The 11,320-nt window shown below is 70.8% G+C and carries 12 protein-coding genes; 5 read left to right on the plus strand and 7 right to left on the minus strand.

Annotated elements, in window-relative coordinates; translation table 11 throughout:
* Positions 1-73 precede the first annotated feature (73 nt).
* Positions 74-943 (plus strand): helix-turn-helix transcriptional regulator, encoded by an 870-nt coding sequence (locus C3488_RS05175; RefSeq protein ID WP_103838100.1) that lies wholly within the window; start codon positions 74-76, stop codon positions 941-943.
* 21 nt (positions 944-964) lie between these two features.
* Here C3488_RS05175 and C3488_RS05180 read toward each other — a convergent pair whose 3' ends face one another.
* Entirely contained in the window at positions 965-1,552 is a 588-nt protein-coding gene (locus tag C3488_RS05180) for a DUF4232 domain-containing protein (RefSeq protein WP_103838101.1), read from the minus strand.
* Between the two features lie 359 nt (positions 1,553-1,911).
* On the opposite strand from C3488_RS05180, the gene C3488_RS05185 reads away from it, so the two are divergent.
* Positions 1,912-2,817 carry an SAM-dependent methyltransferase gene (locus tag C3488_RS05185; protein WP_103838102.1) on the plus strand — a complete coding sequence of 302 codons (906 nt, stop codon included), beginning with the start codon at positions 1,912-1,914 and terminating at the stop codon, positions 2,815-2,817.
* A gap of 21 nt (positions 2,818-2,838) precedes the next feature.
* Here C3488_RS05185 and C3488_RS05190 read toward each other — a convergent pair whose 3' ends face one another.
* Positions 2,839-3,771 (minus strand): phosphotransferase family protein, encoded by a 933-nt coding sequence (locus tag C3488_RS05190; RefSeq protein ID WP_103838205.1) that lies wholly within the window; start codon positions 3,769-3,771, stop codon positions 2,839-2,841.
* 162 nt (positions 3,772-3,933) lie between these two features.
* Between C3488_RS05190 and C3488_RS05195 the strand changes: the two genes are divergently transcribed.
* Positions 3,934-5,139, plus strand: coding sequence for a PLP-dependent aminotransferase family protein (locus C3488_RS05195; RefSeq protein WP_103838103.1), 1,206 nt, complete (start codon positions 3,934-3,936; stop codon positions 5,137-5,139).
* A 7-nt stretch (positions 5,140-5,146) separates the two neighbouring features.
* Here C3488_RS05195 and C3488_RS05200 read toward each other — a convergent pair whose 3' ends face one another.
* Both C3488_RS05200 and C3488_RS05205 read right to left on the minus strand, forming a co-directional pair.
* Entirely contained in the window at positions 5,147-5,344 is a 198-nt protein-coding gene (locus tag C3488_RS05200; RefSeq protein WP_103838104.1) for a DUF397 domain-containing protein, read from the minus strand.
* Positions 5,341-6,168, minus strand: coding sequence for a helix-turn-helix transcriptional regulator (locus C3488_RS05205; RefSeq protein ID WP_103838105.1), 828 nt, complete (start codon positions 6,166-6,168; stop codon positions 5,341-5,343). Before C3488_RS05205 ends, C3488_RS05200 begins: the two co-directional genes overlap by 4 nt.
* Before the next feature lie 113 nt (positions 6,169-6,281).
* Between C3488_RS05205 and C3488_RS05210 the strand changes: the two genes are divergently transcribed.
* On the plus strand, positions 6,282-6,698 hold the full coding sequence (locus C3488_RS05210; RefSeq protein ID WP_374955398.1) for an ATP-binding protein: 417 nt from the start codon (positions 6,282-6,284) through the stop codon (positions 6,696-6,698).
* A gap of 55 nt (positions 6,699-6,753) precedes the next feature.
* Here the strand turns inward: C3488_RS05210 and C3488_RS05215 are convergent, their stop codons facing one another.
* Positions 6,754-7,743: an XRE family transcriptional regulator gene (locus C3488_RS05215; RefSeq protein WP_103838106.1), complete on the minus strand. Its 990-nt coding sequence runs from the start codon at positions 7,741-7,743 to the stop codon at positions 6,754-6,756.
* Entirely contained in the window at positions 7,740-8,567 is an 828-nt protein-coding gene (locus C3488_RS05220) for a peptidoglycan-binding protein (RefSeq protein WP_103838107.1), read from the minus strand. The genes C3488_RS05215 and C3488_RS05220 overlap by 4 nt, the downstream gene beginning before the upstream one ends.
* A 335-nt stretch (positions 8,568-8,902) precedes the next feature.
* Between C3488_RS05220 and C3488_RS05225 the strand changes: the two genes are divergently transcribed.
* Positions 8,903-9,358, plus strand: a complete 456-nt coding sequence (locus C3488_RS05225; RefSeq protein WP_103838108.1) for a peptidoglycan-binding domain-containing protein — start codon at positions 8,903-8,905, stop codon at positions 9,356-9,358.
* 102 nt (positions 9,359-9,460) lie between these two features.
* On the opposite strand, the gene argS is transcribed toward C3488_RS05225, so the two are convergent.
* Entirely contained in the window at positions 9,461-11,224 is a 1,764-nt protein-coding gene (gene argS / locus C3488_RS05230) for an arginine--tRNA ligase (RefSeq protein ID WP_103838109.1), read from the minus strand.
* Positions 11,225-11,320: the final 96 nt, after the last annotated feature.

An 11,320-nucleotide genomic window follows, 5' to 3' on the forward strand; every position in this document is an offset into this window, starting at 1 on the left:
GGGGCGTGCCTGGGCACGGCATGACCAGGAATCACGGTGGCAGCAGCGGGAAGCGGGTGCCGATACTGGCCGCATGGCACTGGACAGACGCAGGGAGCTCGGAGAGTTCCTCCGCTCCCGCAGGGCGCGGCTGCGACCCGGGGAACTCGGCTTACCGGACTACGGGGGCCGTCGCCGCGTGCCCGGACTGCGCCGCGAGGAACTCGCCCGGCTGGCCGGCGTGAGCGTGGACCACTATGTGCGGCTGGAGCAGGGCCGAACCCTGCATTTCTCCCAGGAGGTGCTGGACGCGGTGGCCCGCGCCCTGCGTCTGGACATCGTGGAACGCGAGCACCTGTACCGCCTGGCACGCCCCTGGCCCCGGCCGGAGGCTGAACACGGGGACGGAACGCCCCGGACGCAGCAGGTGCGTCCGGGACTGCGCCGGCTGCTGGAGTCGACCGCCGAGGTCCCGGCCTACGTCGTCGGCCGCAACACCGACGTGCTGGCTTGGAACCCGCTGGCGGCGGCGCTGATCACCGACTTCGGCGCCCTCCCCCCGCACCAGCGCAACCTTGCCCGTCTCGTGGTCCTGGACGAGGGAATGCGCCATCTGTACGCCGACTGGCACGGCAAGGTCGGTGACGTGGCCGCCTACCTCCGCCTCGACGCCGCGCGCCGCCCCGACGATCCGCGGACCGCGGAGCTGCTGGACGAGTTGCGCGCGGCGAGCGCGGTGTTCCGTGAGGCATGGTCCAAGCACCGGCTCCAGGACAAGACGCACGGGCGTTATGTCTACCGCCACCCCGTTGTGGGCGAGCTGGACCTCGGCTTCGAGACTCTGCGCCTGCCCGACGACCCGGACCAGGCGCTGATCGCCCACACGGTGGAGGAGGGTTCGCCCTCGCAGACGGCACTGCGCCTGCTGGCCGCCTGGGCCGGCCAGACGGTGCCGACGGGCTGAAGGGCGTCTTTCCCGCCGGGCTCAGGACGTCAGCGCCGCCTTCCGGTTCGGCAGCCAGCAGGTGACGCGCAGTGTGTCGTCGATGTACACGCCCTTGGGCGGGAGTGCGGGGTGGGCGGCCGGGCCGGTGGGGAGGGTGATCGTGAGGGACGTGACGGTGCGGCCGTGACCGCCCGTGCCGTCCGCCGCCGAGAGCAGCACGCCCGCGTAGGCGGACCCTCCGGGGGAGAGGGTGATCCGGGACCCGCGGGGCTTCGGCTCCCGGGCCGGCGGCGCGAGGGAGCCGGACTCGCCGAAGCGGGCCTTCGGGTAGCCGTTGAGGGAGCAGTTGACGGCGCCCGTGTTCGTCACCGTCAGCAGCAGGTGGTTCACCGGCTCGCCCACTCGCGTCGCCGTCGTCCGCATGTGTGTGCCCGAGCAGGGAACCGCCCTGTCCGGACGGCCGGTGTCCCGGGCGGTCGCACCGGGCAGCGAGGAGGGGCCCTCGTCCCGTATGCCCTCGCCGTTCTCGCAGGCCGACAGCGCGAGCGCGGCGAGCGCGACGGTGACGGCGGCGAGCAGCCGGGGGCGGACGGTACCGGTGGGACGGGCGGTACGGGCAAAGGACATGGTCGGGGCCCTTCGGACGTGCGAGTCGGGGGGTGACACCTCCGCTCGACCGGTCGGCGGGAGCGGAGGCCTCGACGGCCCAGCTTGACCGGTGGTTCGCCAGCCCGCCACAGTCGCCGCCCAATTCGGGACGCCGGGCCGATGGAACGCTTCCCGACCTGCGCAAACGCCGTCCCTTGGGAGGGGAATCCGGGACGGCGGGCCGCGGCCGGAAACGGATCGGGCACTTCCAACTGGCCTCGGCGGTTAAGTTGTTGACCGATCACATCGGTCGCCTGACGGACGGCCAGGAGAACGGGCGACCGATCGATCGACCGATGGAACGACCGACTCCTTACGCCGACCACCAGGGAGACGCCATGTCCGACGAAGCCCTCAGCCACGACCCGGCCGAGCTTCGCAAGCGGATCGACACCACCAAGGCCCATCCGGCCCGCGTCTACGACGTCTTCCTCGGCGGCAAGGACAACTACCCGGTGGACCGCGCGGCAGCCGCCGCGGCGCTCGCCGCCAACCCGCGCGGCTACCTCGACGTCCGGCACAACCGCGACTTCCTGCGCCGCGCGGTGAACCGGCTGGCGAAGGAGCACGGCATCCGGCAGTTCCTCGACATCGGCACCGGCCTGCCGACCGCCGAGAACGTCCACCAGATCGCCCAGCGCGTCAACCCCGACTCCAGGGTCGTCTACGTAGACAACGACCCGGTCGTCCTCGCGCACGCCCGCGCCCTGCTCACCAGTGGAGCCGAGGGTCGCACGGACTACATAGACGCCGACCTCAAGAGTCCCGACCGGATTCTCGAACAGGCCGCGAAGACCCTCGACCTCGACCAGCCGGTCGCCCTCGTGCTCGTGGCGATCCTGCACTTCGTCGAGGACGAGCAGGCGTACCCGATCGTGCGCGGGCTGATGGAGGCGCTGCCCTCCGGGAGCCGGCTGGTGCTCACCCACCTCACCGAGGACCTCAACCCGGAGAGCATCCGCGCCGTCCAGCGCACCTACACCGAGCGCGGTTTCACCTTCGTGCTGCGCTCCAAGGACGAGGTCGCCCGGTTCTTCACCGACACCCCGGGCGTCACGCTGGACGAGCCCGGCGTCGTCCCGGTCCACCACTGGCACCAGGACGGCGCGGCACCCGTCCCCGAGGCCGTGGACCCCGCCTACCTCGCCACCCTCGACGACATCGACAAGGTCCGTTACCGCGACATCAACGACGTCACGGACGCCGACATCAACGTGTACGGCGCCACTGGCGGGAAGGCCTGACGCCGGGGGTGTTCCCCGGTGTCAGCCGTCCGTGCCGAACCACAGCTCGGCGAGTGCGTCGAAGCGTGGTTCGGCCGGGTGCGGCAGCTCGTGGAGGTAGAAGGGCAGATCGCTGAAGACGTGCAGCAGCGCGTACGCCATCAGTTGGTCCGGGTCGTGCGGGGCGCGCCCGTAGGCCTCGTAGAAACGGCGGAGCTGGCGCGGGTCGGCGCGGGTGATGAACAGGCCGACGCTGACGAAGTCGTACGCCGGGTCACCGATCATCGCCGGCTCGAAGTCGAACATGCCCGTCAGTACGCGCCCGCCGCGCATGTCGATGGTCAGGTGCTCGCTCATGAACTCGGTGTGCAGCAGCACGCGTTCGGTGGACACGGGCAGCGGCACGGAGTCCAGGAAGTCGGGGATCCGGCTCAGCCAGGGCTCGGTCACCCCGGAGCGACGGTGCCACTCGACCGCCCCGGCGCGCTGGCTGCGCAGGAACGCCGTCCAGTCCGGCGGCCCGACGATGTCCGTCAGCGGGTTCCAGAACATCGCGTGCAGCGACGCCAGGGCCTCGGCCGACTCCGTGACGATACGGTCCTGTTCCGCCGCGGTCAGCCGGTGCCAGACGTCGTTGAGGGTCCAGCCCGGCAGCCGGGACATCAGCACCCACCGCCAGCCGTTCACGAACTCCTCGGTGCCGATCAAGCGCGGGGTGGGAAGCTTGAGTTGTCCCCACAGGTGGTGCAACACCCGCGCCTCGCGCACGGCTTCCCGTGCCTCGGACCGCGGATACAGTTTCAGCACCAGGTCGCCCCCGACGGCGTACACGGGCAGGGTGCCGTCCGGGAAGCGGCGCACCGCGAGTCCGACAAGGCCCATCTGGTCGAGCAGATGCAGCACGGCCGGGCGTAACACCCCCTCGTCCGAGACCATGGCTTTCAACTCGTCGTTCGTGTCCACGCTCGGCAGCATGCGCCGCATGCTAGGGCCCACGGACCGTGGTCCGCATGGCGAAACGAGACTGTTGTATGGGGCAGCGATATCCCTAAGGTGCATGAACGAGGTGTTTTCGAGTGGTGTTCCCTATGACGCATTACGTCTGATGAACGCCTGTACACATGAGGAGCCGCCCCCGTGACCTCCAGCGACAGCACGCCCAGCGATCCGCCCCAGCCCGCGTTCGCCGCCCGGGTCGCCTCGGTCGGCGGTTCCCCCGTTCGGGACATCCTCGCCGTCACCGCGCGTCCCGAAGTCGTCAACTTCGCGGGCGGCCTTCCCGCCCCCGGGCTCTTCGACAGCGAGGGCGTCGCCGCCGCCTTCCACGCCGTGCTGACCAAGGCCCCACAGCGGGCACTCCAGTACTCCACCACCGAGGGCGAACCCGCCCTGCGGTCCGCGCTCGCCGACCGCACCACCGAGCGCGGCCTCGCCACCGGCGCCGACGACCTGCTCGTCACCACCGGCTCCCAGCAGGCCCTCTCCCTGCTCGCGACCGCCCTGCTGGAGCCCGGCGACACGGTTCTCGTCGAGAACCCCTGCTACCTCGCGGCCCTTCAGGCCTTCGGCTTCGCGGGTGCCGGGGTCGTCGCCGTCCCCTGCGACGAGGACGGTATCGACCCCGACGCGCTGGAGGAACTGGTGGTGCGGGAGCGCCCCAAGCTGCTCTACACCGTCCCCACCTTCCAGAACCCCACCGGCCGCACCCTGCCCGCCGACCGCCGCGCCGCGATCGCCGCCGTCGCCGCCCGGCACGGTGTGTGGATCGTCGAGGACGACCCCTACGGGGAGCTCCGCTTCGAGGGCGAGCGGGTGCCGTGGATCGCCTCGTACGAGGACGCCCACGACCGCGCGGTGCTCCTCGGCTCGTTCTCCAAGGTGATGGCCCCCGGGCTGCGCCTGGGCTGGCTGCGGGCGCCGGCGGCGCTGCGGCGGGCCTGCACGATCGCCAAGCAGGCCGCGGACCTGCACACCCCGACCGTCAACCAGCTCGCCGCCGCGCGGTACCTGGCGGACCGCGATCTCGACGCACACGTCGCCCGGGTCGCCGCCGCGTACCGCGAACGCCGCGACGCGATGCTCACCGGCCTCGCGGACGCCCTGCCCGAGGGCTCCGTCTGGAACCGCCCCGAAGGCGGCATGTTCCTCTGGGCGCGGCTGCCCGAGGGCTACGACACCACGGAGCTGCTGCCGCGGGTGGTGGAGCAGGACGTGGCGTACGTCCCGGGCGCGCCGTTCTACGCCGACACGCCGGACCGGTCGACCCTGCGGCTGTGCTTCGTCACGCACACACCGGGGGAGATCGAGGAGGGGTTGCGCAGGCTGGGGAAGGGGCTGAGCTGAGGGTCGCCTAGCGCGTCGCGTAGGTGGTGAAGGCGGTCCAGGTGGCGGGGGTCACCTGGAGGGTGGGGCCGGCGGGGTTCTTGGAGTCGCGGATGTGGACCGCCGCGTTGTCGGTGGACTGGGGGGTGGTGAAGGCGACTTCGAGGCATTCGCCGCCCTCGCTGCCGCTGTAGCTCGACTTGAACCACTGAAGTGCCGTGTTCATTGGTCTCCTAGCAGACGGTCCAGCAGGCCCTTTGACTCCTGGGGGGTCAGAGCCTGTGCTCGCAGCATCGCATACTTGCGCGACAGGATGGACACCTCGTCCGGATCGGAAACCCACTGGCTGCCCCGCTGACCTTCGATATAGGCCAAGTGCTGGTGGTCTGGCGTTTCCAGAAGCACGAACGGGCCGTCGAGACCGGCGTGAGACGGGCTTGCCAGTGGCAGAAACTGCACGGACAAGCCAGGAAGTTCGGCGCTTTCGCGCAGGCGGCGTAACTGCTCGACGCGCACCTTCGGGCCACCGACCTCCAGGTGAAGGACGGGCTCCCATACGACGAAGCTCACCGTCGGCGGGACCTTGCGGTGCAGGATGTCCTGGCGGCCCATGCGGGCGGCGGCCCTGGTCTCGACCTCGTCCTCGTTGTAGGCCGGAACGCGCTCGCGCAGTACGGCACGGGCGTACTCCTCGGTCTGGAGGAGGCCGGGCAGAACCTGGTTGGCGTACAGGGAGAGCGCAATGGCCTCCCGCTCATGTTCGACGTACAACTCGGCCCACATCGGGAACTGGTCGATCTCGGGAAGGTTGGCCACCCCTGCGGTCAATAACCCCTTGGTTTCAAGGAGTTCGTCCAGCACCTCCGCCAGATCCGGCTTCAACGGCCGTCGCCCCTGCTCGATGGACGCGATCGTCTCCTCGTCGACCATCAGTTCCCTGGCCAGGGACCCTTGGGTGTGGCCCGCCGCACGGCGGGCCGTGCCGAGCTGGACGCCCAGCATCTTCATGGCCGAGACGTTCTTCTTCCGTGGAGGCTTCCTGGAGGTCATGCTGGTCCAACTCCCCCTGCGTGCCCGTTCGCGACCCCGAAGGAACCCGTACGAAAAATCCGTACGGGTTCACCGAGTGATCCACGGTAGTGACTCTCCGCAACACTCGTCCCGTGAACGAGATGATCCGACTCCCGCCCCTGCGCGAGAGGTTCTTCCGACGGGAGCGCCGATCGGTCCCGGCGGCACGGCAGTTCGCGTACGAGGTCCTGGCCGGTTGGGGGCTCGCGCAGGCCGGGCGAAGTGACGACGTGCTGTTGTGTGTGAGCGAGCTGGCGACGAACGCGCTGGTGCACGGCGTGCCGCCGGGCCGTTGCTTCCGGGTCTTCCTGCGGTACGACGGCGCGGTGCTGCGGGTGGAGGTGCACGACAGCGGTCCCGGCGAGCCCCGCATCCCGCTGGAGACGGACGAGGGCGGGCGGGGGCTGCTCCTGGTGGCGGCGCTCTCGGACAAGTGGGGAGTGGGGGAGCGGGACCCCGGCAAGGTGGTGTGGTGCGAATTTCTGCCGCCGCTGTGGCCAGGCGGTTGAACCCGCCGGTGCGACACATCTCCCAGATGTGTCGCAGTTCCGCAGGCACACCACCTCAGTGGACGGTCGCCGGCGTCGGCGGCGGGGCCGTCACACGGCCCTCGACGCACTCCGGTCGCCCGCCCGTCGTCGGTCGGAAGCACGCCCGGACGGCGGTGCCGGGACGGGTGGCGGTCATGGGGGTGTAGACGTAGTCCTTCGCGGCGTCGGCGTCCTTGACGCGGGCCGAGTGACTGCGGCCGTCCGCGGTCACCTCGATCCGGTCCCCGACATGGGCGGCCCACACCCGGGCCCAACTCGCGCCGCAGTCCTTGCTGTAGCGCAGTTCCATACCTACGCCGGCGGCGGTGTGGTGCGACGCCAGGGTGGCCGGGTGGGGGCCGCAGTGCAGGGCCATCGGGTCCCCGCCCTCACAGGTGGCGCCCCCGCAGAGCGGGGCGAGCACGGGTTGCGGCGGGGACGGAAACGCTCGCGGACCGCCGCCCGGGTGCGGCAGCAGGAAGAGGGCCAGGGCGACGGCCCCGGTGGCGAGGGCGCACACGGCGGCGACCAGCGCGGCGACCGCGCCCTTCCGGACGGCGTGTCCGGTTTCGTCGGCCGGGGCAGGGGCGGCGGTGCCGGTGGTCTTCGCCGTGTCCGTGGCGTGCGCCGCGTCCTTCGCCGGGGCCGCATCCGTGGCCCCCGCCGTGTCCCCGTCCGTGGCCGGGGAGGGGGACGAAGCCGGCGGTGGGGACGACTGCTGTGCCGGAGCCGTGGGCGACTCCTCCGCCCGTGCGCGTCCACTCGCCTCCGACTCCGCCAGCCCCCACAGGGCCAGACAGCGAGCGGCGGGTTCGTGGGCGAGGCGGCACAGGTCCAGCACGGCCTGGCGCGGCGGCAGGGTCTTGCCGTTGAGATAGCGCTCCCACGACGACTTGCTGTACGGGGTGCGTTCCTCCAGGCGTGCCAGGCTCATACCGGTGCGCGCCTTCAGCTCGCGCAGTTCGGCCGCCAACCGCGCCCGCTCGGCGGACGTCGTCCGGTGCGTCCCCGTCGGCCGGGTCATGTGCGCAGCGCCCCCCAGGTGTGCGGTCCGACGATCCCGTCCGGGGGCAGTCCGGCCCGCTTCTGCAGGTCCTTGACCGCGCGCTCGGTCAGCGGTCCGTACACACCGTCGATGCCGCCCGGGGAGAAGCCCGCCCGGCGCAGCAGACACTGCGCCTCGGCGACGTCCGGCCCCGCCAGTCCCTGCGCCAGGATCGCGTCCTGCGTGCGGCTGTTGCCCGCGTACCAGCGGCCGTCGGTCCGCTGGATGCGGCAGGTGTACGACGGCGCCGACCCCGACGTCGGGAAGGACCCGGCGGTCGAGGCGGGGCGGGTCGCCGCCGCCTTGTCGTCGGTACCGTGGTCCGTGAGGCGGACGGCCAGGAGGACCGCCGAGACGACGGCCAGCACCAGGGCGACGGCTCCCGCCGCCACCGCGATGCGCAACGAACGTCCGTGCGGCCGCGCCGCCTTGCCGTCCGCCGTGGACGGGGTCTCGTCGCCGGCCGAGGACGGACCGTCCTCGGCTGGCGAAGGCTCCTCCCCGTCCGCCTCCGTCGCCGGCGCGTCCCGCCGCCGCTTCTCCCAGCCCTCCGCGGCCAGTTCGTGCAGCACCAGCAGCCGTGTCGGATCCTCGCCGCCGACCTGGGCCAGCGCCTCCACGGCCTCGCGGGGCGGCAGCGACCTGCCGTTCAGGTAGCGCTCCCACGACTTCTGGCTGTAGCCGGTCTTCGCCGCCAGCCGCTGCATGCTCAGGTCGCCGTGGTCCTTCAGCCGCCGTAATCGCACCACCAACTGCCGCACACGCGGATCCAGGTCTGCGGGCAGCGCTTTCCAACGCGACATGTTCCCCCTACTCGCGTCCCGGGACCCTGGTCGTGGGTCCCCGTTTCCGCTGCATTCTGCATGAACTTCCACGGCGTACCCCACCTACCGGTTCCCGCCCCGGCATCGAACAGGCCACCCGCCCGCCGCACCCGCTCCCCGCCGACGTCGCGTCGAAGCGTCCCGTCCAGGCGTCCCGCCAGGAGATGTCCCCGCAGGTCAGCGTCCGGGACGTCCCACGAAGTCGTCACTGCGGCGGCGCTCGTGGCGCAGCTCGGCGCCCGCACCGCACTCTCGAGTCGCCAGCGGCGCCCACCACGCCAGGCGCCGTCCGACCTCACCCGAAAGGGACACACATGCGACCGAACCTCATGGCGAGGACCCTCGTTGCCGCCACCGCCGTCGCCGGGATCGCCGCCGGAAGCCTCGCGGGTGCGACCGCCGGCTTCGCGGCCTCCGCACCCGCCGCCAAGCCGGCGATGAGCACCCAGGCCGTCTCCGTGCAGACGGTGAACAACCTGGGCCTGAACACCGAGGAGGCGAAGGGCATCCAGCGGGTGCTGAAGAACCACTGGGGCTACAAGGGCAAGATCGACGGCCGGCTCGGCACCGAGAGCTGGAAGGCCATGCAGCGCTACCTCCACAAGTACTGGGGCTACAACAAGAAGATCGACGGCGTCGTCGGCAGCGACACGGTGAAGGCGCTGCAGCGCATGCTGAAGAAGTACTACGGCTACAAGGGCAAGATCGACGGAATCGCCGGGAAGGACACCAGGGCCGCTTTCAAGCGGTTCGCCGACGACTACGTCTGACGGCCGCCTGCGAGAGGCGTCCTGCGCACAGACCGACCAAAGACACCGCGGCCCGTCCTCCCACGGGGGAGAGGACGGGCCGCGGCCCTGGCGGGGCGGGGCTCAGAGCCGCTCGGGCGTCCGGATGCCCAGCAGCGCCATGCCCTGGTGCAGCGTCCGGGCCGTGACGTCGCACAGGAACAGGCGGTTCTCCACCTGCTCCGGCGTCTGAGCCTTCAGCACCGGGCACTTGTCGTAGAACGACGTGTACAACGACGCGAGCTGGTAGAGGTACGCCGCCATCTTGTGCGGGGCGTACTCCGCCGCCGCCTCCGCCACCGTCTCCGCGAAGGCGTCCACGTGCAGGCCGAGCGCGCGCTCCGCGTCCGTCAGCGCCAGCTCCGGATGCGCGGACGGCCGCACGTCGCCGGCCTTGCGCAGGATCGACTGGATACGGGCGTACGCGTACTGGAGGTAGACGGACGTGTCGCCGTTCAGCGAGACCATCTGGTCCAGGTCGAACTTGTAGTCCCGGTTCGCCGACGTCGACAGGTCCGCGTACTTCACCGCGCCGATGCCCACCTGGGCGCCCCGCTCGGCGATCTCCTCCTCGGACAGGTCCTGCGCCTTCTCCCGTACGACGGCGGAGGCGCGGTCGATCGCCTCGTCCAGCAGGTCCACCAGCCGCACCGTCTCGCCCTCACGGGTCTTGAACGGCTTGCCGTCCTTGCCGAGGACCGTGCCGAAGGCGAGCTGGTACGCCTTCACGTCGTCGTTCAGCCAGCCGGCCCTCCGCGCCGTCTCGAAGACCATCTTGAAGTGCAGCGACTGGCGGGCGTCCACGACGTAGATGATCGAGTTCGCCTTCAGGTTGAAGACGCGGTCCCTGATCGCGGACAGGTCCGTCGCCGCGTAGCCGTAGCCGCCGTCCGACTTCTGCACGATCAGCGGGACCGGCTTGCCGTCGGGGCCCTTGATGTCGTCGAAGAAGACGCAGAGCGCCCCTTCGGAGCGGACGGCGACGCCCGACTCCTCCAGCAGACGGCAGGTCTCGGCCAGCATGTCGTTGTAGCCGGACTCACCGACGATGTCGGGGTCCCGGATCTCCATGTCGAGCTTCTCGAAGACCGAGAAGAAGTAGATCTTCGACTCGTCGACGAACTTCTGCCACATGGCGAGCGTGCGCGGATCGCCGGCCTGGAGGTCGACCACCCGGCGCCGCGCCCGCGTCTTGAACTCCTCGTCGGAGTCGAAGAGCCTCCGCGCGGCCTTGTAGAGGCGGTCGAGGTTCGACATCGCCTCCTCGCCCGTCACCTCGGCGTCCTTGTGGTCCAGCTCGTGCGGATGCTCGTCCAGGTACTGGATGAGCATGCCGAACTGGGTGCCCCAGTCACCGATGTGGTGCCTGCGGATCACCGTCTCGCCGGTGAACTCGAGAAGCTTGACGACCGAGTCGCCGATCACAGCGGAGCGCAGGTGACCGACGTGCATCTCCTTCGCCACGTTCGGCTGGGCGTAGTCGATCACCGTGGTGCCGGGCAGCTCGGTGTACGGCACGCCGAGCCGACCCTCGGCGTCGGCGGCGCGGGCGGCGAGGTTCTCGGTGATCGCCTGGTCCGTGACCGTGATGTTGAGGAAGCCGGGGCCCGAGACCTCGACCTTCCCGATCAGGTCACCGGCGACCACCTGGCCGACGACCTGCGTCGCCAACTCCCTCGGGTTCGCCTTCGCCTTCTTCGCCAGCGCCAGGATTCCGTTGGCCTGGAAGTCCGCCCGGTCGCTGCGTCGCAGCAGCGGGTCCGCGTCGGCGGCCTCGGGCAGGGCAGCCGAGAGGGCGGACGCGAGGCGCTGGTGGACGGCGGACGTGAGGGACGTGACCGAGGCCATAGGAATGGGTGCCGTTCTCCTCGTGGGGATGGATAGACACGCCCAGTATCCCATGCGGGGTAAAGCGAATTTTCCTCTCGCGCGGTGAACGGCCGG

This window comes from Streptomyces sp. Ru72 (assembly GCF_002920635.1).
In the GTDB taxonomy this organism is placed as follows: domain Bacteria; phylum Actinomycetota; class Actinomycetes; order Streptomycetales; family Streptomycetaceae; genus Streptomyces.